Origin of the sequence: Acinetobacter sp. HY1485, from assembly GCF_027568475.1 — a bacterium.
In the GTDB taxonomy this organism is placed as follows: Bacteria; Pseudomonadota; Gammaproteobacteria; order Pseudomonadales; family Moraxellaceae; genus Acinetobacter.
On record NZ_JANKZG010000005.1, the window covers coordinates 77,107 to 97,121 of the forward strand.

The 20,015-nt window shown below is 37.0% G+C and carries 20 protein-coding genes and 1 tRNA gene; 8 read left to right on the plus strand and 13 right to left on the minus strand.

The features are described from left to right. Positions 1 to 38 precede the first annotated feature (38 nt). The 5 genes from dnaE (at position 39) to PCI70_RS07175 (ending at position 8,285) form a co-directional block, all read left to right on the plus strand. Entirely contained in the window at positions 39 to 3,590 is a 3,552-nt protein-coding gene (dnaE, locus tag PCI70_RS07155) for a DNA polymerase III subunit alpha (protein WP_269914643.1), read from the plus strand. A gap of 14 nt (positions 3,591 to 3,604) precedes the next feature. Next, the gene (locus PCI70_RS07160; protein WP_269914644.1) at positions 3,605 to 4,402 is read left to right on the plus strand and encodes an RNA methyltransferase; all 798 of its coding nucleotides are present in this window, start codon (positions 3,605 to 3,607) and stop codon (positions 4,400 to 4,402) included. Further along, entirely contained in the window at positions 4,395 to 5,186 is a 792-nt protein-coding gene (gene cysE / locus PCI70_RS07165) for a serine O-acetyltransferase (RefSeq protein ID WP_269914833.1), read from the plus strand. The genes PCI70_RS07160 and cysE overlap by 8 nt, the downstream gene beginning before the upstream one ends. A gap of 81 nt (positions 5,187 to 5,267) precedes the next feature. Continuing rightward, positions 5,268 to 6,209: an ABUW_2363 family tetratricopeptide repeat lipoprotein gene (locus PCI70_RS07170; protein WP_269914645.1), complete on the plus strand. Its 942-nt coding sequence runs from the start codon at positions 5,268 to 5,270 to the stop codon at positions 6,207 to 6,209. A gap of 51 nt (positions 6,210 to 6,260) precedes the next feature. Continuing rightward, complete coding sequence (locus PCI70_RS07175) at positions 6,261 to 8,285, plus strand: esterase/lipase family protein (protein ID WP_269914646.1); 2,025 nt, start codon at positions 6,261 to 6,263, stop codon at positions 8,283 to 8,285. Here PCI70_RS07175 and PCI70_RS07180 read toward each other — a convergent pair. After that, the gene (locus tag PCI70_RS07180) at positions 8,282 to 8,656 is read right to left on the minus strand and encodes a hypothetical protein (protein ID WP_269914647.1); all 375 of its coding nucleotides are present in this window, start codon (positions 8,654 to 8,656) and stop codon (positions 8,282 to 8,284) included. The two genes, PCI70_RS07175 and PCI70_RS07180, sit on opposite strands and share 4 nt — an antisense overlap. 213 nt (positions 8,657 to 8,869) lie before the next feature. Between PCI70_RS07180 and PCI70_RS07185 the strand changes: the two genes are divergently transcribed. Beyond that, positions 8,870 to 8,945 (plus strand) — tRNA-Asn (locus PCI70_RS07185). A 59-nt stretch (positions 8,946 to 9,004) separates the two neighbouring features. Here the strand turns inward: PCI70_RS07185 and PCI70_RS07190 are convergent. The 11 genes from PCI70_RS07190 to PCI70_RS07240 form a co-directional block, all read right to left on the minus strand. Further along, positions 9,005 to 9,649 carry a tRNA-(ms[2]io[6]A)-hydroxylase gene (locus tag PCI70_RS07190; RefSeq protein WP_269914648.1) on the minus strand — a complete coding sequence of 215 codons (645 nt, stop codon included), beginning with the start codon at positions 9,647 to 9,649 and terminating at the stop codon, positions 9,005 to 9,007. Then, positions 9,646 to 10,374 carry a pyridoxine 5'-phosphate synthase gene (pdxJ, locus tag PCI70_RS07195; protein WP_269914649.1) on the minus strand — a complete coding sequence of 243 codons (729 nt, stop codon included), beginning with the start codon at positions 10,372 to 10,374 and terminating at the stop codon, positions 9,646 to 9,648. The genes PCI70_RS07190 and pdxJ overlap by 4 nt, the downstream gene beginning before the upstream one ends. Before the next feature lie 8 nt (positions 10,375 to 10,382). Continuing rightward, the gene (gene recO, locus PCI70_RS07200) at positions 10,383 to 11,072 is read right to left on the minus strand and encodes a DNA repair protein RecO (RefSeq protein ID WP_269914650.1); all 690 of its coding nucleotides are present in this window, start codon (positions 11,070 to 11,072) and stop codon (positions 10,383 to 10,385) included. Next, complete coding sequence (locus PCI70_RS07205; RefSeq protein ID WP_269914651.1) at positions 11,072 to 11,242, minus strand: NF038104 family lipoprotein; 171 nt, start codon at positions 11,240 to 11,242, stop codon at positions 11,072 to 11,074. Before PCI70_RS07205 ends, recO begins: the two co-directional genes overlap by 1 nt. A 57-nt stretch (positions 11,243 to 11,299) precedes the next feature. Next, positions 11,300 to 12,319: a GTPase Era gene (gene era / locus PCI70_RS07210; protein ID WP_269914834.1), complete on the minus strand. Its 1,020-nt coding sequence runs from the start codon at positions 12,317 to 12,319 to the stop codon at positions 11,300 to 11,302. A gap of 2 nt (positions 12,320 to 12,321) precedes the next feature. Beyond that, the gene (gene rnc / locus PCI70_RS07215) at positions 12,322 to 13,023 is read right to left on the minus strand and encodes a ribonuclease III (RefSeq protein WP_269914652.1); all 702 of its coding nucleotides are present in this window, start codon (positions 13,021 to 13,023) and stop codon (positions 12,322 to 12,324) included. Beyond that, complete coding sequence (locus PCI70_RS07220; RefSeq protein WP_269914653.1) at positions 12,995 to 13,342, minus strand: DUF4845 domain-containing protein; 348 nt, start codon at positions 13,340 to 13,342, stop codon at positions 12,995 to 12,997. Before PCI70_RS07220 ends, rnc begins: the two co-directional genes overlap by 29 nt. A gap of 43 nt (positions 13,343 to 13,385) precedes the next feature. Beyond that, complete coding sequence (gene lepB, locus PCI70_RS07225) at positions 13,386 to 14,249, minus strand: signal peptidase I (RefSeq protein ID WP_269914654.1); 864 nt, start codon at positions 14,247 to 14,249, stop codon at positions 13,386 to 13,388. 17 nt (positions 14,250 to 14,266) lie between these two features. Beyond that, complete coding sequence (gene lepA, locus PCI70_RS07230; protein ID WP_269914655.1) at positions 14,267 to 16,087, minus strand: translation elongation factor 4; 1,821 nt, start codon at positions 16,085 to 16,087, stop codon at positions 14,267 to 14,269. Positions 16,088 to 16,386: 299 nt separating this feature from the next. Next, positions 16,387 to 16,590 carry a hypothetical protein gene (locus PCI70_RS07235; protein ID WP_269914656.1) on the minus strand — a complete coding sequence of 68 codons (204 nt, stop codon included), beginning with the start codon at positions 16,588 to 16,590 and terminating at the stop codon, positions 16,387 to 16,389. Continuing rightward, the gene (locus PCI70_RS07240; RefSeq protein WP_269914657.1) at positions 16,587 to 17,000 is read right to left on the minus strand and encodes an acyl-ACP thioesterase domain-containing protein; all 414 of its coding nucleotides are present in this window, start codon (positions 16,998 to 17,000) and stop codon (positions 16,587 to 16,589) included. Before PCI70_RS07240 ends, PCI70_RS07235 begins: the two co-directional genes overlap by 4 nt. 77 nt (positions 17,001 to 17,077) lie before the next feature. On the opposite strand from PCI70_RS07240, the gene PCI70_RS07245 reads away from it, so the two are divergent. Beyond that, the gene (locus PCI70_RS07245) at positions 17,078 to 18,238 is read left to right on the plus strand and encodes a DUF1615 family protein (RefSeq protein WP_269914658.1); all 1,161 of its coding nucleotides are present in this window, start codon (positions 17,078 to 17,080) and stop codon (positions 18,236 to 18,238) included. Beyond that, a complete protein-coding gene (locus tag PCI70_RS07250; RefSeq protein ID WP_269914659.1) occupies positions 18,223 to 18,840 on the plus strand; it encodes an HAD-IB family hydrolase in 618 nt (205 codons plus the stop codon). Before PCI70_RS07245 ends, PCI70_RS07250 begins: the two co-directional genes overlap by 16 nt. Positions 18,841 to 18,868: 28 nt before the next feature. On the opposite strand, the gene proB is transcribed toward PCI70_RS07250, so the two are convergent. After that, positions 18,869 to 20,002, minus strand: coding sequence for a glutamate 5-kinase (proB, locus tag PCI70_RS07255; RefSeq protein WP_269914660.1), 1,134 nt, complete (start codon positions 20,000 to 20,002; stop codon positions 18,869 to 18,871). Positions 20,003 to 20,015: the final 13 nt, after the last annotated feature.

Consider the following 20,015-nt stretch of genomic DNA (forward strand, 5'->3'; position numbering starts at 1 on the left):
ATGCTAAAATACGTATTCGTTTGGGAAAGGAAAACTTTATGCAGCAATTTGTTCATCTTGGTATACATACAGAATTTTCGATTACAGAATCAATTGTACGCATACCTGAGCTTATGAAAGCTGCTGTAAAGCATAATATTCCCGCTTTAGGCATGACAGATTTATCTAATATTCATGCGGCAGTTAAATTTTATCGATCTTGTTTAAGTAAGGGCATTAAACCTTTACTAGGGGCAACAGTTCGCCTAAACGACGAAAAGCATCGTGTTCAAATGCTAGCGATGAGTAATAAAGGTTGGCGTAACCTGACCGAAATTGTATCGCGTGGCTTTATTGAAGGACAACAACTTGATATTCCATGTATCCACAAAGATTGGATTTTAGAGCAAAACCAAGACATTATTTTAATGTTAGGCTTACATAGCGATGTAGGACAAATGCTATGCTCTTCTAACCCACAAAAAGCCGAACCTTTATTTGAAGCATGGCATCAAAAATTTGGTAACCGTGTTTATTTAAGCCTCACACGCACAGGACGCCCAAACGAAGAAAACTTTATTGCCGAAGCAGTCAAACTTGCATCTAAATACAATGTCGGTGTGGTGGCAAATAATGATGTGCATTTTATTCATTCAGAAGATTTTGATGCCCACGAAGCACGCGTGTGTATTGCCGATGGTTATGTTTTAGCAGATCAACGTCGTCCACGCACATACAGCGATCAGCAGTATTTTAAAACCACCCAAGAAATGACGGCACTATTTTCCGATATTCCAAGTGCCATTGAAAATACTGTTCATATTGCCAAACGCTGTAACGTTACATTGCGTTTAGGCGAATACTTTTTACCTGACTACCCAATTCCTGATGGTTTTACCATTGATACTTACTTCGCTCATTTATCAAAAGAAGGCTTAGAAGAACGGTTAAATCTGCTATATCCGCCTGAGCAACGTGGGGATGATTGGGCAGAAATTCGTAAACCTTATGACGAACGTATTGAGTACGAAATCAATATTATTTTAGGCATGGGGTTTCCAGGCTATTTTTTAATTGTCATGGACTTTATTAATTGGGCAAAAAATAATGAAGTACCTGTAGGACCCGGGCGTGGTTCCGGTGCAGGCTCACTCGTTGCTTATAGTTTAAAAATTACCGATTTAGACCCATTACGTTATGACCTACTCTTTGAACGGTTCTTAAACCCAGAACGTGTGTCCATGCCCGACTTTGACGTCGATTTTTGTATTGCAGGTCGTGACCGTGTGATTGACTATGTGTCACGTCATTATGGACGTGAAGCGGTGTCCCAAATTGCAACCTTTGGTACCATGGCAGCAAAAGGTGCAATTCGAGATGTTGCACGTGTACTTGGTAAATCGTATGGTTTAGCAGACCGTATTTCTAAAATGGTGCCGACTAAACCACTTGGCGTAGATTTAGCCACCGCCATTGATATGGAACCACAACTTAAAGATATTGTGACCAATCCATCTAACCCAGATAACGACGATGCGAGCGAAATTTGGGAAATGGCACTTAAATTAGAAGGTATTACCCGTAATACAGGTAAACATGCAGGTGGTGTGGTGATTGCACCGGGTAAAATTACCGATTTTTCTGCTATTTTGTGCGATGCAGATGGCACAAACCGTGTTGCGCAATACGATAAAGACGATGTTGAATCTGCAGGTTTAGTTAAATTTGACTTTTTAGGCTTACGTAACTTAACCGTTATTGAAGATGCCGTTAAAAATATTAATGCAAACTTATCAGAAAAAGAACAAATTTTAATTTCGCATGTCCCTTTAGACGATGCAAAAGCCTATAAAATCTTTGCTGATGCCAATACAACAGCGGTCTTTCAGTTTGAATCCGTTGGTATGAAACGCATGCTGAAAGAAGCACGCCCAAGCAAATTTGAAGAAATTATTGCCTTTGTATCGCTTTATCGCCCCGGTCCAATGGATCTAATCCCTGACTTTATTCACCGTATGCATGGGGGAGATTTTGAGTACTTACACCCTTTATTAGAAGGTGTACTTGAACCTACTTACGGTATTATGGTGTATCAAGAACAGGTGATGCAGGCGGCACAGCTATGTGCAGGATACACGCTTGGCGGTGCAGATTTACTACGCCGTGCGATGGGTAAGAAAAAACCCGAAGAAATGGTAAAACAACGCCAGATCTTTATTGAAGGTGCTGCAAAAAAAGACATTGATGAAGCCACAGCCAACCATATTTTTGACTTTATGGAAAAGTTTGCAGGCTATGGTTTTAACAAATCGCATGCTGCTGCTTATGCCCTTGTGGCGTACCACACCGCATGGTTAAAAGCACATTACCCTGCTGAATTTTTAGCTGCGGTCATGTCTTCAGAAATGACCGATACCGATAGCGTGGTCTTTTTAATTGATGACTGCCGTAATAACGGACTTACCGTCATGCCACCATCGGTCAATATGTCGACTTATCGTTTCCATGCAAGCGATGAGAAAACCGTGGTTTATGGTTTAGGTGCGCTCAAAGGCGTAGGTGAGCAAGCTATGCAATCGGTGATTGATGCACGCCAAAAAGAGGGTGATTTTGTTGATTTATTTGATTTTTGCCATCGTATTGATCTTAAAAAAATTAATAAACGTACATTAGAAGCCTTGGTTCGTGGTGGTGCATTAGATTGTTTAGGTATGGAACGTGCCACACTGATGGCACAACTGCCTGAAGCGGTACAAGCTGCCGAGCAAGCCCGTCAAAACCGCGAAACAGGGATTATGGACTTGTTTGGCGAAGTGGCTGAGGTGCAACGTAAGCCCATCAAACCTGTTAAACCGTGGTCTGATGAAGTACGTCTTAAAGGTGAAAAAGATACCTTAGGACTATACCTTACAGGTCATCCTATCAATACATATAAGTCTGAATTAAAGCACTTTGTTAAATGTAAACTTAATGAATTAAGCCCAACGCGTCGTGGTCAAACCGTCATTTTTTCAGGTTTAGTATTGGATGTGGCTAACTTCCCTAACCGTGTACTCATTACTTTAGATGATGGTACAGCGCGTTTTGAAGTAAGCTGTAACCACGAGCGTTTTCAACGTTTCAAAGAAATCGTACAAATTGATGAAATTATTGTAATGGAAGGTGAAGTATACGAACGTGAGGGCTTTGACCGACCAATGGGACGTTTAAGCAAAGCATTTAGTTTAAATGAAATTCGACAAAAACGTGCACAAAATATTCAAATTAAGCTGACTGAAACGCAACTGACCTCCGAACTTATTAAAGACCTTCCTGCACTATTACAGCCATTTAAAGATGTTGATATGTGCCAACATATTCCATTGATTTTAAAGCTTGATTTTAGTTTTGCAGCATCTGAGATGCACTTGTGTCAAAGTTGGTGTGTTGCCCCACTAAATGAGCTACTTGCCAAACTCCGTGACTATTTTGGTAAGGAGAATGTAATGGTTGAATATCAAGTTAAATCTAAAGCTGCAAAAATTGTTGCTCCTACTCCTCCCCCTGTGTCTAACATGAGTATGGACGAAGCTATGGATCAATATGAAGCAGAAGTCAGTCAATATTCATAATGATGGAAAAGAAAATGAAATCAGTTCAACAGACGCTTAATCATGTTCGTATTGTCATGGTCAATACAACGCTTCCTGCAAATATTGGAAGTGCTTTGCGTGCTATGAAAACGATGGGACTATCTAAACTTATTCTTGTTGCACCTAAAACTTATCCACATCCTGATATTGACGCACTTGCAGCAGGTGCAACAGATTTAATCGAACAAATTCAAATTGTAGACACACTAGAGCAAGCCATTCAAGATTGCCATATTGTGTTTGGTACAAGTGCCCGTAGCCGTACCGTACCTTGGCCAATTCTTGATGCACGTCCTGCTTGTGAACTTGCGGTTGAGAAAATTAACCAAGAACAAGAAATTGCAATTGTGTTTGGTCGTGAAGATCGTGGCTTAACCAATGAAGAGCTTGCTTTAGCAAACTATCATTTAACTATTCCTGTTAATCCTGATTATGGGGTGTTAAATGTTGCGCAAGCAATTCAAGTGATTAGTTATGAGCTTCGTATGGCTGCTAGTGTAGAAGAAAGCCCAGCAGAAGCCGCGAAAATGCCTGTGTATCATACTCAAAAAATGCAATGGGATGAGCCACTTGTCACACATGAGCAAATGGAACAATTTTATCCACATATGGAAAAAATGCTCGAAAAAATCGAATTTCTAGATCCAAATAATAAACGATTACTTCCAATGCGTTTACGCCGTTTGTTTGGGCGTATTCAGCTTGACCGTATGGAATATAATTTATTACGCGGTGTCTTTAGCCGTGTAGAAGCATTAACCGAACGAGATAAAAAGAATGAAGATGCTTAAACAACTAAAAGAAGATGTACAAGCGGTTTTTGCCAGAGACCCTTCAGCACGTAATACATTAGAAGTCTTAACCACTTATCCCGGTGTACATGCCATTGCAATGCACCGTGTCGCACATCATCTGTGGGAAAAAGACTGCAAAACAACAGCTCGCTTACTTTCTTCTTTTAGCCGTTTTGCAACAGGTATTGAGATTCACCCCGGTGCTAAAATAGGTCAACGTTTTTTTATTGACCATGGTATGGGGGTTGTGATTGGTGAAACAGCTGAAATCGGCAATGATGTTACGTTATACCATGGTGTTACCTTAGGTGGTACAACGTGGCAAAAAGGTAAACGACATCCCACTTTAGAAGATGGGGTCATTGTAGGTGCAGGGGCTAAAATTTTAGGTCCTTTCACTGTTGGTAAGAATGCAAAAGTGGGCTCTAATACCGTTGTCACGAAAGCTGTACCAAGTAGTGTTACAGCTGTAGGCTCACCTGCTCGCTATATCTACAAAGAACATAAAGAACAAGAACAAAAACGCCGTAATTATGCACAAAATATTGGCTTTCAAGCCTATGCAGCTTCTCAAGATATCTCTGACCCTATTTTAGAAGGAATGAAAGTTTTATTAGATCGTCTAGAACATACTGAAAAACGCATGAATACCTTGTGTCAGCGTTTATCTTTACTTGATCCAACATTTAATCAAAAACAAAACCAGCAACCCTACACAAATGAAGAACTGAAAGTTTTAGCAGAAATGCGTCGCGAATGTGAGTCACAAACAAAAACCTAATTTTGTTACATGCTTTACATTGCATCACAGAATTGTTTTTCATAGACTGCTTGATATTCAACAACAATATTGGAAAAAATGATGACATTAAAACCATTACTGACTGTACTTGCAACTGCAGGTCTTTTAACAGCATGTAATACACCGCTTGTAAAACATCCATTGTCACAAAAAAAAGAAATGGCTTCACAAGAACCTATAATTTTTCAAGAGCCTAGCCTATCTGCACCATTTTATGCACTCAATCCATTTGATTATGATGCTCCACCAGCTTTTGAAATAGATCTTAAAAAAGCTGCAGCACAACCTGTCACTAAAATGATTGCAACTAGCCAAACAGACCCCTCTAAAACAGCAACTTTTGATGTTAATCGCCTTATTATTCCAACAATCAATAGCACAAAATCAAATGTAAAATATGTACCATTAGCAGGACAAGACCAGCTTGATGTGACAGATTTAGATGACTTTTTAGAGCTTGTTGAAGGTAAAGCACGTCATTATCCGCCACATTTTGATAACAAAATGATGCGTCGTGGTTTTGAAAGCAAGTTACGCCAAACGACGCAAATTTTAGATACTTACGCAGAAAAAGATAATGCATCTTATGATGTACTTATTCGTGCACTAAAAGCATCTATCATGGCGCGTAATTTAGATTTAGGACAACAATACACCACTAAATCTTTGAAATATGCACAACGATTGCTTAAAATGAACCCAAATGATGCAATGACAAACTTTTGGTTTGGTTTTAGTCTATCTGAAGGCGGTGGTCAACGCGAAGCTGTCGCTTATCTAAATAAAGCAATGAAAGATGGTGTACAAGAAGCTTACTTATCTGCTGCAAATAACTATTTGTATTTAGAGCAAACAAAAAATGCTTTAACAACACTCAACAACTATAAAATTAAATATCCTGAAGAAGCAGCGGTTGTAGACCGTCTCATTAAGGAAATTAAAACCAAAGGTCGTACAAATGTTTGGGAAGACTTAGCTGCAATGAAGCAAGGTCGCTACTAAAACTCTAAAGACCGCTCATTTGGCGGTCTTTTTTTTCTTTAAATAGGTTCTATGTTGTTTACAAAATACTCTTTTGCCACACTCTCCCTGCTAATTGGCACAATGATGATGACAGGTTGTCAAGTTGTCAGTGTAAAACAGCAAGCCTTAAATATCACTATTGCCAATGAACGTGATAGTATCTTAACGCGTGATAAACTTAGTGAGGCAAGTTTAAATGTCTTGTCAATGACGGGACGTGAATCTAAGTCTTGTACAGATACACCTGAGTCTTGCTTGACAGATATAAAACAAATTCCTCAAGTCCCTGATGAACAATTTTTTTCAACAGCCAGTGAACTTTATTTAGCTAAAGCAAAATTACTAGAAAAATCTGCAAGCTGTAAAGCAAAAATTAAAGGAGATACTGACAATCTAAGTCCTGAACAACTTGCAAAAAGAAAACTACAAGATGATTGTATTGATCAAGAACTTGATATGCTTGATCAGAGTATTCGTTACAGCTATGCCTATCTGTTCAAAACAGAACGTCACCCCGATCAACGTATTTTTGATAACCGCCAAGTGCAGGTACGTGACTTTTATAACCAAGCAAGTGCTAAATTATTGATGTTGTATTCAACACGCCATGAATACGCATCACAAAAATCAGCTTCATTTATGATTGGCAATAAGGAATACATTAAAGATTTTAGTGACTATCCACAATTACAAAACACAAAAATTGAAGACTTTTTATCTACTTATAATTTAAACTTTTTAGGCTTACGCTCTATTAACCGTCGTGATGGTTTTGGTTCAGAGTTTGTAACTGTTTTACCTGAAGAAAAACGTCCTGAAGAGAATAAATATATTTTAGACCCATTACATCATAAGTTTGAAAATGGGCGTAACCCAAACATACATTCGCCTCGGTATTTAGCAACTACTATTGCCATTACTCCTAAACCTAATACAAGTTTACAAGACTTATTTAATGGTGCGCCGTTACTTATAAAAATTATTGATCCTTACCAAAATGATCAAATGAAAGTTGAAGATAAGTCATACCCTTTGGCTGCTAACTTCTCGGCACCCTATGGTTTATGGCTTGCAAAAAATAATTTGGGGCGCGCAGCTTATTTGTCATTGATTGACCGTGATCAACAGTTGATTATGCCTCATTTATATATGTTAGAGCCTTATAACCCAAATAAAAAAGTAATTGTTTTGGTGCATGGTTTGGCAAGTAGTCCAGAGGCTTGGATTCGCTTAACCAACGATATTATGGGTGATAAGGTTTTAAGAGAACATTATCAGGTTTGGCAAGTATTTTACTCTACTAATATGCCAATGCTTGAAAGTCGATTTCAAATTTATGCCATTATTAACCAATCTTTTGATCAGTTAGGTAAGAATGACCCTGCACGCGAAGATTCTGTCCTAATTGGGCATAGTATGGGAGGCGTAATTGGGCGTTTGCTTGTGAGTGATGCAGATATATCACAACAGGCATTTAAAATTATTAAATCGCGCCAAATCCAAAGTCATCGTAATGACCCTGTTCTGTATCAACGCCTTCAAATTAATTCTATTCCAAATTTTGACCGTGCTATTTTCCTAGCCTCACCTCATCGTGGTACTGCTTTTGCAGACTTATGGTTTACTAAAGTGGCACGTAGAATTATTAAACTTCCAAATGCTTTTATTGGTGCCCTTGCAGATTCAATACAAGGGGATATTCCTGTTAAAAATATTGTTAAGCAAATTGATAATGGATTAATCCAAAATGGCCCAAGCGATTTAAGCTATAAATCGAACTTTATGAAAATCACAAAAGATGTAATGCCAAAAGCAGGTTTACCTTATCACTCTATTATTGGTAATAATACCAATAGTACTGATCCAAATATTATAACAGATGGAATTGTACCTTATAAAAGTGCCCATTTAAACCATGCTATTTCCGAGAAAATTGTTCATGGTGGCCACTCTATTCAAGAAACACCTGAGGCTGTTTTGGAATTACGTCGTATATTACGCCAACATTTGATTGAACATCATTTATATACGCCTAAAAATACGGCTGAAGATTAGGGACGCTGCAACTGTATAAATGCTAAGTAAAAATCAAAGGCATGTTTTATTTGATATGAAACATGTCTTTTTTCTTGACTATGCCAAGCTTTAACAATTGTTGTTTGATTTAAATAATCAAAATAAATTGCATAAGGATATGCGCAAAATGGACAAGAGGTATGTTCAGAAAATAAAGTTAACCATTTTTTTTGTTGCCAAAGCTGTAATAAATCACCTAGATATAATTTTTGTTGGCTAACACAAGAAAACGATAATACAGCACAATCTATAGGTTGATAATATAAGTGTGGTTTTTTAATAATACACTCTAAATTATCTTGATAATTTTTTAGATTTGAAAAAATTTGATCAATTTCAAGTACAGACACAGTACCCTCCATTTTAGCCATTTAGTGCTGGCAAGTTAGGTTAAATCCACACCGTTTAGCATAAAGCTAAACCCTTAAGATCAGATTATTTAACCTTATAAATTCTATTAATGCAATATTTTTCATATTCTTATCTTTATTTGTATAATAAAAAACCATTTACACTCAATAATATTGACCCATCAATTTTAATCTATATAATGGGCTTCAGATTCTCCAATAGCTCAGTCGGTAGAGCGACGGACTGTTAATCCGCAGGTCCCTGGTTCGAGCCCAGGTTGGAGAGCCAAATATTAAAAAGCCCACAGCATAAAAGTGGGCTTTTTTTTATTCATAGAAAAGGCATCTTTAAGATGCCTTTATTGGTATTCCACTATGAAATCTAAATGTGTCATCAGAACTTAAAATAAGCTCTTTTTCGACACCACGAATATGCTCAATTCTTTGTTGTATAGTTTCTTTAGCATTTTTTAATTTTGATGTATTTGCCACCTCTAATGCTAAAGATAAATAATCTTCATAATGACGTGATTCTGATTTAAGTAAATAGCCATAATATCGGCCTAACTCTTCATCAACATGAGGTGCTAGTGCATAAAATCTCTCGCAAGAACGCGCTTCTACAAAAGCACCAATAATCAGGATATCAATTAAGGCTTCTGGTTCATATGTACGTACTTCTTTGCGTAGTCCAGTTGCATAGCGCCCTGCACTTAATGCTTGCCATGTTTGCCCACGTTTTTTCATTAACTCTAACACTTGCTCGTAGTGCAACATTTCTTCGCGAACAAGCTGAGCAAGCTTAACCTGTAAATCTGCAAAAAAACTATAACGAAACATTAAGTTCATTGCAGTACTTGCTGCTTTTTTTTCACAATTTGCATGATCTTGCATCAAGATATCTAGATTATTAAGTGCCTCATCAATCCATACTTTAGGCGTTTCACAACCTAAAAACTCAATAACAGGTTGCATTAAGACATCGTACTTCATGCTTGTGCAACCTCAATAGCATGTTTTATATCTTTTACTGCTTGTGATAAGCCTACAAAAACACTCGCAGCAATAATTGAATGTCCAATATTTAACTCATTAATATGAGGAATTTTGGCAATTGGCATAACATTGTCTAAATTTAAGCCATGTCCTGCATTGACCATTAGCCCTAAATTATGTGCATATTGTGTTGCTTTAATAATACGTACCAATTCTACTTCTTGTAATTCAGGTGTTAGTGCATCTGCATAAGCCCCTGTATGAAGTTCAATTGTCGGCGCACCACATGCAACAGCAGCATCTATTTGCTCATAATCTGCGTCGATAAATAACGACACATCACAACCTAAATCCATTAATTGTTGCGTTGCTTTTTTGATATTTTCAAAATTACCCAATACATCTAAGCCACCTTCTGTAGTTAACTCTTCGCGACGTTCTGGCACAAAACAGATATGATGAGGTTTAATTTCTGTTGCAAACTCCACCATTTCTGATGTTACCGCAATTTCTAAGTTCATACGTGTTTTTAATACAGAACGCATACGACGTACATCATCATCTTGAATATGACGACGGTCTTCTCGTAAATGTAATGTAATGCCCTGTGCACCTGCTTGCTCACATAGCAAAGCGGCTTGTACAGGATCAGGATACTGTGTTCCTCTTGCTTGTCTTAAAGTAGCAACATGGTCAATATTCACACCTAATAAAACTGCCATAATTTTTCCTATCTTTGCTGTACCCAAAGTTGTCGGCTTTTTAATGGACGATCACCAAGTAAGGCACTAATAATTTGGCGATACAATCGACTTAACAACGTGAGCTGTTGGGAGTTAAATTCCTGTAAATTATAAGATGACATAGACAAAATATCCTCACCTTTTAAGCCTGCTTTTTGTGCAAGTGGAACAAAACCCTCATTTAAATGAAAAGAATAAAATTGCTCGGCTACAATTGGTGCTTGTTTATGATCGACTGTGTAATCAAGTGAATAACCAAGTTCACTTAAAATTACAAGTTCAAATTTTCTAAGTAATTGCTTTAAATATAGTGTCTTATGTTCTTGATATTCAATCTTTTGTAAATGCTGAAGCGTTTTAGTATATTGAGCAAATGTCTGTGGCATCGGTTCTTCTAACGCACACAAACGTAGAATAAGTTCATTTAAGTAAAAGCCACAAAAAAATGCATCGCCATGAAAAAAAATAGGCTGATGCTGAATTTCTAACTTACTAAAATTTTTAAGTTCAGATCGTCCAGAAGCTAATAGCTGAATAGGCTGAAATTGTGGAGGGGGTGTTTGTCTAAGCACACCATCTATACGCCCATATTCTTGTGTAAATAAATGAACAATATGACTTCGTTCTCTATATTTACGATGATGGATTAAATATCCTTGTAATAATTCATTTCTCATTAATCTTTCTTGTCATCACCATCAGGAATGACTGCACCAACAACAGCTGTTGTCCCTTTTACAACGCCTTTTGTGGTCTTATATGCTACTTTTACAGGTAAAGTGACTACTTTAGTAATACAGCCCTGTAGTAATAAAGTCACAGCAAGAATACATAATACTTTGTTCATTAATCTTACCTTTTAAAAACTAAGCCAACTGTTTTGTTGGCTTAATTGTATTTTTAATTATATATCGCTATACCCTAAACTTTTTAAAGCACGCTCGTCATCAGACCAACCGCCTTTTACCTTCACCCAAAGTGTTAGCATGATTTTTTGCTCAAACATTTTTTCCATGTCTACACGAGCGTCCATGCCAATCTTTTTGAGTTTAGAACCTTTATCACCAATTACAATTGCTTTTTGACCTTGACGATCAACAAAAATTGTAGCATCAATGTAGGTACATGCAGGTTTAGTGCGTCCTGTTTTTGGATTTACAGTCGCATCTTCTGTTTTATATGACTCAATTTGTACTGTTAAATCATAAGGAAGTTCTTCGCCTAACTGACGCATAATTTTTTCACGAATAATTTCGCTTGCTAAAAAACGCTCAGAACGGTCTGTCACTTGATCAAATGCATATAAAGGTTGTGAGAATGGTAAATATTTCTCAATCACATCACGTAAATGGTCTAAATTTGCACCACGTAATGCAGATACAGGAACAATTTCTACAAAATTCATGAGTTTTGTACGTTCTTGAATAAGCGGCAGTACCATTCTTCTATCTTCAAGTGTATCAATTTTATTGATCACTAAAATAACAGGCATTTCAGCATTTTGTAATTTTTCAAGTACAAGTTCATCGTTTTGTGTCCACTTATGGGCATCAACAACAAATAATACTAAATTTACATCACGCAGTGCAGAGTGTGCAGCACGATTCATCATTTTATTGATGGCACGTACTTCTTTTTTGTGCATCCCTGGGGTATCTACATAAACCGCTTGAGATTTCTCACGGCTATCAATACCCACAATTTTATGACGCGTTGTTTGGGGCTTACGGGAGGTGATCGAGAGCTTTTGTCCCAACAAATGATTCATCAACGTAGATTTACCTACGTTTGGACGACCCACAATTGCTACAAATCCACTTTTAAAGTCGGCAGGAATTGTAATATTCTGCGAACTAAAGAATTGATCAACTAAATCGTTGCTCTCTTGTGAATTTTGATCGTCTTGGGGTTGATCAGATGACATTGTCATGCAGTTTTTTGCTCCAATAATTTTAAAATTTCCGCGGCTGCTGTTTGCTCAGCAAAACGACGGCTACTACCTTGACCAACAACCGTTGGCAAATCTTTAACCTGACAAGTTACTTTAAAGTGCTGATTAGGTGCATCACCTTGAATATCAGTGACCTCATAAATTGGCAATGGTTTTTTACGCGCTTGCAAATATTCTTGTAAGCGTGATTTTGGATCTTTTAGCTGATCAGTTGGTTCAATATGCCCTAAGTATGGAACATACCAATTGAGTACAATTTTTTTAAGATGCTCTAAATCTGCACAATCTAAATAAATTGCACCAATAATTGCTTCTACTGTATCAGCTAAAATAGACTCGCGATGATGCCCACCTGATTTTAATTCACCTGTACTCATAATCATATACTGACTAAAGTTAAGGTCATTGGCAATTTTACCTAATGCCTCTTGGCGAACTAAACTGGCACGCATACGCGTTAAACGTCCCTCATTTTCATGAGGATAAGCATGGTATAAGTAATTGGCAATAATCATGCCCAATAAAGAATCTCCAAGAAATTCTAGGCGTTCATAATTAGATTTATGGCTTACTGAGCGATGAGTAAGTGCCAATTGTAACAGTTCAGGCTGTTTAAATTGATACCCAATCTGCTGTGCTAAACGTTGGTTATTTAACTTGGATTGTCCTTTGATCAAAATTTTTCTCGAAGGTTAAAACTAAATCAATATTAGAAAGCAAATGCTTCCGAACTTCGTAGTGTGTAGAAACTTTAACCTGATCTTGTAAGTTTGAAATTTTTGCAATATCTTCAAATTTTAGATCACGGATATCATTCATTTCTAAACGTTCATTCATTTTTTGCGTAAGTTGAGAAACTGAAGTATTTTGAGCAAGCAACTCAGTAAGTTGCTTATTAATAATATGATTATCCCAATACGCAGGTATAAGAGAAAAAGAAAGTTTTAATATCAAAGTAAATAAAAAAATACCTACTATAAGATTAATTATGGACATGCCCCGTTGTGACCGTATCATTTTCTTTCTCTCTTATTAAATTTTAATCGATTTTACCATTTCGATTAAAACTTGGAAAATGTAAACCTGGTTCTTTATGCATCCAAATATAAAAAGCACGTCCTGTTAGATTTTCTTCAGGTACAAAACCCCAGAAACGACTATCTGCACTTTCATCACGGTTATCACCCATTGCAAAATACTGTCCCTTTGGTACAGTGACTTCCCAATTTTGTCCTTCACTTTGAACAAATACTTGGCTATCTTTTGCAACAAATGGAATATAACTTTGATTATTGGCTTGCATGGCATAGTTATATTGTTCAACAAGTGGATTTCTACCCTCTAAATGACGAACAAGATGCTTATGCTCACCTAATGTTTCTAAATGATAGTTTACATTAAAAGAAGAGAGTTTATCTTTTTCTCGTTGAAATTGTGTAGGCTGATAATCAACTTGTTTACCATTAATAGATAACAAACCATCACGAAACTCTAAATGATCGCCAGGCAAGCCAACTACACGTTTAATATAACTAATACCAGGATTGAGCGGATAACGAAAAACAATCACTTCACCACGTTGTGGTTCGCCAACATCGATAACTTTTTTGTTTACAATGGGTAAACGCACACCATAGTCAAATTTGTTTACAAGAATAAAATCACCCGTTTCTAACGTCGGTACCATAGAGTCTGATGGAATATTAAACGGCTCATATAAAAATGAACGTAAAATAAGAACGATTGCTAATACTGGCCAGAAATCATACGCCCATGAAACAATGAAATTTTCATTCCCCTTACCCAGCTTTTCACGCTGTTTAAACTTGAGTTTATCTAACAGCCATACAATAAAAAGTATAATTGTGACTGGCACGAGGATTAAATTAAAATCAAAATCCATGAGCTTTTCCTAAGACCTTATTTTTTGTCGACTTGTAATACAGCTAAAAATGCTTCTTGTGGAATTTCTACACTACCCACCTGTTTCATACGCTTTTTACCTTCTTTTTGTTTAGAAAGAAGCTTTTTCTTACGAGAAACATCACCACCGTAACATTTTGCTAACACGTTTTTACGCATTGCCTTTACAGTCGAACGTGCAATAATTTGCGCACCAATTGCCGCTTGAATTGCCACATCAAACATCTGACGCGGAATCAAATCCTTCATTTTGTCAGCAAGTGAGTTACCACGATGACGCGCATCATCACGATGACAAATCATTGCAAGAGCATCTACTTTTTCGCCATTAATCAGCACATCAACTTTTACTAAATTTGCTGCCTCAAAACGCACAAAGTTGTAGTCAAGTGATGCAAAACCACGTGAACATGATTTTAATCGGTCAAAGAAATCCATTACTACTTCTGCCATTGGAATATCAAATGTAATAGATACTTGATTTCCTAAGAATTTCATATCTTTTTGAATACCACGGCGTTCAATACATAAGGTCATTACACTGCCTAAATATTCTTGTGGCACTAAAATATGACATTCTGCAATTGGCTCACGAAGCTCTTCTACTGTACTGCCATCTGGCATTTTTGATGGACTATCAATATAAATCGTTTCGCCTGCTTTAGTTACTGCTTCATAGATTACAGTTGGTGCAGATGTAATGAGGTCTAAATTGTACTCACGCTCTAAACGCTCTTGCACAATTTCCATATGTAGCATTCCTAAGAAGCCACAACGGAAACCAAAACCTAGTGCATCTGAACTTTCAGGTTCAAAGAACAAAGCTGAATCGTTGATTTGAAGTTTGTGTAATGCTTCACGAAATGGTTCGAAATCGCTTGAATCAATTGGAAATAGACCTGCATACACCTGTGGTTTTACCTTTTTAAAACCTGGTAATGAAACAACATCTGGTGTATTGATATGTGTAATGGTATCGCCAACAGGCGCACCAAAAATATCTTTAATCCCTGCAATAACAAAACCAACCTCACCTGCTTCAAGCATGTCAGTTTCGGTATGTTTTGGATTAAAAATACCCACAGAAGTTACAATATGCGTTTGCCCTGTTGATTTAACCAACATTTTTTCACCCTTACGGATACGACCTTGTTTGATACGAACGAGCGAAACTACGCCCAAATAGTTATCAAACCAAGAATCCACAATTAGCGCTTGTAATGGTGCTTCACGTTCACCTTGTGGTGCAGGGATAATATTTACAAGTGTTTCTAATACACCTTCAACACCCATACCTGTTTTTGCAGAACATGTTGGTGCTTCTGTTGCTTCAATACCAATAATTTCTTCAATTTCGTGAATAACACGTTCAGGTTCTGCCTGTGGCAAATCAATTTTGTTTAATACAGGTAAAACTTCTAAGCCTTGTTCAATTGCTGTATAACAGTTTGCAACTGATTGGGCCTCAACACCTTGAGCAGCATCTACAACTAAAAGTGCACCTTCACATGCTGCTAAAGAACGTGAAACTTCATAAGAAAAGTCTACGTGCCCTGGAGTATCAATAAAGTTTAGCTGATATTCTTCGCCATTTGGGTGAGTATAATATAATGTAACAGAAGCCGCTTTAATGGTAATGCCACGCTCACGCTCTAACTCCATTGAGTCTAAAACCTGTGCTTGCATTTCACGTGCTTGTAATCCACCACACATTTGAATAAAACGGTCTGCAAGTGTTGATTTACCGTGGTCAATATGTGCAATAATAGAAAAATTACGTATGTTACTGATATTTACAGACTTTTTTTTAGCTGCCATGAATTACTCAAAAATGTAGATACACCGTCACGTACTCTTTTTAAAAGGCTCTCATGACGTGTAAAAAATAAAATATCTTAATATGGGTACAGTATAAAACAGCTAAGGTTTAAAAATATAGACCTATTAAAAAAATTGTTCTATTTGTGATAGTTATTTCAATTTATATGTTACGTTTTGTGGTGAGGGTTTACCTATTAGGAAATGATACTAGTTCGGTCATTTCCTAACTAAGAAAGTTGGTTTTTAATCTTTAAACTATAATAATTAAGCCATTTTTTAACAAAACTAATGTTTATTTAGCGCTTTTGTTTTTGGTGATACTGTACCGTCATATCAAAAATAGGTTCACCATCTTGCCCCACAACCGTAATTGCTCCCTCATGATACATCGCTACTAGTGCCCCTGTTAGTAAGACTGAGTCATAGGTAATATCTTTTTGAATTCCTGATGCATCTGTTAATGTAATTTTAGGTTCATTTTCTGCTAAATCTAATTTCATATACACTCATTTGCTTTGTAAATCTGAAACACTGTAGGTGGTAATCGATTTAAACGCTTTGTCTTTAAATCAAGACATCCCCATTTAGATTGATTGATCCATATGGTGTTTTGCTGTTTCTGACAATAAATAATAGTTATTCTAACAACATAAAGCTCATGCGTCTGCTTAACCCATGTTCGTATTTTTAGCGCTTCACCATAAAATGATTTACGCTCTGTTTGGATTTCTTTAATCACAAGTTGATGTTGAATCTGATCAAAATATTCAGGCGTTAATCCGAGATGTAGATTATGAGCATTTACACATTTTTCCATTTGTTGAATCAAATCACTTGCCAAAAATAAATGGTAGTTTTCAAGTCGTAGTTCTTGTTCAAAAAACCGATTTTCTTGATGGCTGTTTTCCATTAAAACCTCTTTAAATAGCAATATACAATCTAAAAAAAACCATCTACAATTCGGCAAAATTCACATGCGGGTTGTATATGAATAAACTTCTCATCCTTGGCGTTTGTTTTGCACTTACTGCGTGTGGTCAGTCAGAGCAACAAGAAGAACAAGACACGCCTATATTAACGCAAAAATCAATTAAACGTTTAGTTCCAACACGCACAGTTCATCGAGAGGCATGGGCAGAAGACATTTATAACATCATGGATGAGCTTAAAATTGAGCGGAACAAACAAAATGTTTGTAGCATCATTGCAATTGTAGATCAAGAATCGAACTTTGTTGCAAACCCACAAGTGCCAGGTTTAGGTGCAAAAGCCGTTAAAGAAGTAAACACTCGCTTAGAAGAAAAATTTACAGATAAGTTAGGTGATCGTTTTGGAAAACCTATTGCCCAGTATTTTAATAATGTTTTAAAAAATCAGCCGAGTGTGAGTAATAGTTATCTAAAACAAATGCATCAGGTTAAAACAGAAAAAGACCTAGACGTCCTTTATCGTCAGATTTTTGATGACATGACAAAACGCTATCATGTTAGTTTATTTACAAATACAGCTAAATTTGTTGGACAAGATATTGCAGAAAAAATGAACCCAATTACTACCCTAGGTTCTATGCAAGTGCAAGTACGCTATGCACAAGACCACCTTAAACAAAGCATGAACACCAACCAATTACGTGATTATTTATATACGCAATACGGTGGATTATATTATGGCATACACCGTTTAATGATGTATGACGCGAGTTATAACAAACCGATTTATCGTTTTGCAGACTATAACTCAGGCATTTACTCAAGCCGTAATGCCTCTTTTCAAAAAGTTCTAAATCAACTCACTCAACAGAACCTTGCACTTGATGGTGATCTACTTGTGTATGATAAAAATGAAAAGCCACTCTCACAAAACAGTGATACAGAAATTGCATTACTCAAGTTATTTTCGCGAAATAATATTGTGCTTACGCCAAGAAAAATTCGAAATGATTTAGAGACTGAAAAAGAACAGAGTTTTGAAAGTACAGATACCTATCTCACTGTACAAAAACTTTATAAGCAAAAAACAGGCAAATCTGCACCTTATGCTATTATGCCGCAAGTAATTATTTCGGGTCCTAAGCTTAGCCGAGAATACAATACCAATTGGTATGCTACCCGAGTAAATGGACGATATGAAACATGCATGCACCGCTAAAAAGTTTAGCGCTTTTTGATTTTGATGGCACGTTATACCTAGGCGACAGCTTTACAGGCTTTATTTTTTATGCACTCGATAAACAACATATTTTAATTAATGGACTCAAAATTGTTCCGTGGATTAAAGGTTATTTTCTCAACTTATACACTGCCCCTGCTATGCGTAAGCGTTTATTTGCCTCTATGTTTACCCAAAAAGAGGTTATACCTATTGCACAGTATGGACAAGAATATGCACAAAATTTGAGTCAACAACTTAATCCAATATTACTTGCTCAACTTAAACAACATCAATCGTTAGGGCACGAGGTAGTGTTAGTTTCTGCTTCACTCAATATTTATTTACAACCGCTATGTGAATTATTAAACATCAAACTTATTTGTTCTGAACCTGAAATACAAGATGGCAAATATACAGGGCAATACTATATTGACGACTGTAGCAGTGAACGTAAAAAGAGCCGAATTTTAGAACAATACAATTTAGATGATTACCATGCCATTTATGCGTACGGCAATAGTTATGAAGATAACGAAATGCTATCGCTGGCACAACATCCTTATATGATGGCTCAAACTCAAACACTTCCTCGCTTATAAAAAAAGGCTTCATTAAGAAGCCTTTTTATTAATAAATTGCCATATGATTACGATGAACCATCTCAGGTGAACGTGCCTCACCTAAAACCTGATACACCTTATCTGAGCTTAAACCTTTTACCATCTCGGCAGAACGAGAGCTAAAATTCACACGCCCAACCGCAATACGTTGACCTTGTAAATCGACACATTCGACCACTTCACCACGTTCAAAATGTCCCTCTACGGCTTTCACGCCAATCGGTAACAAACTACAATGCTGTTGCTTAATGGCATCAACCGCACCATCATCAATAATCAAACGACCTGCCATTTGTAAATGAGCTGCAAGCCATTGTTGGCGCGCTGTAATACGGTCGTTATCTGCAACAAATAACGTACCTAACAGTTCACCACTCATTAAACGCGATAAAACGTAATCACGGTCTCCACTTGCAATTAATGTTGGACAACCTGATTTAGCCGCAAGACGTGCTGCACGCACTTTAGTGACCATACCACCTCGCCCTAATGCACCACCATCACCTGCCATTTCAAACAATTCTTCATCTAATGCACGTACTGTAGATAACAATTTTGCATCAGGATTAGAACGTGGGTCTGCATCAAACATCCCTTGCTGATCAGTTAAAATAATCAGTAAATCGGCATGTACTTGCCCTGCAACCATGGCAGCAAGCGTATCATTATCACCAAAACGAATTTCATCGGTTGATACCGTATCATTTTCATTAATGACAGGAATAACACGCCAATCTATCAAATATTGTAAAGCATCACAGGAATTTAAATAACGGCGACGATCCGCTAAATCATCATGGGTAAGTAATACCTGCGCAGATTGTATATTTTGTTGCTCAAAAACACTTGACCATGTTTGAATAAGCCCCATTTGTCCAATGGCTGCACAGGCTTGTAGACTTGGTAAATCTGTGGGTCGAGCATCCATCTTCATGCGCACCATCCCTTCTGCCACAGCACCTGAAGACACTAAAATAATTTCGTGTCCTGCTTGATGTAATTTTGCAATTTGGTCTGCCCAATGCGAAATTGCGGTTAAATCTAACCCCTGACCATGTGCTGTGAGTAAAGATGAGCCGATCTTAACAACAATGCGTTTACATCCTGTTAGTTGACGTTGCCCGTTCACCACTTCAATCATACTGTCCTCTACA

What these genes read in the sequence shown, in the direction of transcription:
- PCI70_RS07160 (WP_269914644.1), top strand. Translation starts at nt 3,605, where the DNA reads ATGAAATCAGTTCAACAGACGCTTAATCATGTTCGTATTGTCATGGTC.
- recO (WP_269914650.1), bottom strand. Translation starts at nt 11,072, where the DNA reads ATGAGAAATGAATTATTACAAGGATATTTAATCCATCATCGTAAATAT.
- PCI70_RS07235 (WP_269914656.1), bottom strand. Translation starts at nt 16,590, where the DNA reads ATGAAATTAGATTTAGCAGAAAATGAACCTAAAATTACATTAACAGAT.
- PCI70_RS07175 (WP_269914646.1), top strand. Translation starts at nt 6,261, where the DNA reads ATGTTGTTTACAAAATACTCTTTTGCCACACTCTCCCTGCTAATTGGC.
- PCI70_RS07250 (WP_269914659.1), top strand. Translation starts at nt 18,223, where the DNA reads ATGCATGCACCGCTAAAAAGTTTAGCGCTTTTTGATTTTGATGGCACG.
- PCI70_RS07245 (WP_269914658.1), top strand. Translation starts at nt 17,078, where the DNA reads ATGAATAAACTTCTCATCCTTGGCGTTTGTTTTGCACTTACTGCGTGT.
- cysE (WP_269914833.1), top strand. Translation starts at nt 4,395, where the DNA reads ATGCTTAAACAACTAAAAGAAGATGTACAAGCGGTTTTTGCCAGAGAC.
- dnaE (WP_269914643.1), top strand. Translation starts at nt 39, where the DNA reads ATGCAGCAATTTGTTCATCTTGGTATACATACAGAATTTTCGATTACA.
- proB (WP_269914660.1), bottom strand. Translation starts at nt 20,002, where the DNA reads ATGATTGAAGTGGTGAACGGGCAACGTCAACTAACAGGATGTAAACGC.
- PCI70_RS07220 (WP_269914653.1), bottom strand. Translation starts at nt 13,342, where the DNA reads ATGTCCATAATTAATCTTATAGTAGGTATTTTTTTATTTACTTTGATA.
- PCI70_RS07205 (WP_269914651.1), bottom strand. Translation starts at nt 11,242, where the DNA reads ATGAACAAAGTATTATGTATTCTTGCTGTGACTTTATTACTACAGGGC.
- lepB (WP_269914654.1), bottom strand. Translation starts at nt 14,249, where the DNA reads ATGGATTTTGATTTTAATTTAATCCTCGTGCCAGTCACAATTATACTT.
- lepA (WP_269914655.1), bottom strand. Translation starts at nt 16,087, where the DNA reads ATGGCAGCTAAAAAAAAGTCTGTAAATATCAGTAACATACGTAATTTT.
- PCI70_RS07240 (WP_269914657.1), bottom strand. Translation starts at nt 17,000, where the DNA reads ATGGAAAACAGCCATCAAGAAAATCGGTTTTTTGAACAAGAACTACGA.
- era (WP_269914834.1), bottom strand. Translation starts at nt 12,319, where the DNA reads ATGTCATCTGATCAACCCCAAGACGATCAAAATTCACAAGAGAGCAAC.
- pdxJ (WP_269914649.1), bottom strand. Translation starts at nt 10,374, where the DNA reads ATGGCAGTTTTATTAGGTGTGAATATTGACCATGTTGCTACTTTAAGA.
- PCI70_RS07170 (WP_269914645.1), top strand. Translation starts at nt 5,268, where the DNA reads ATGACATTAAAACCATTACTGACTGTACTTGCAACTGCAGGTCTTTTA.
- PCI70_RS07190 (WP_269914648.1), bottom strand. Translation starts at nt 9,649, where the DNA reads ATGAAGTACGATGTCTTAATGCAACCTGTTATTGAGTTTTTAGGTTGT.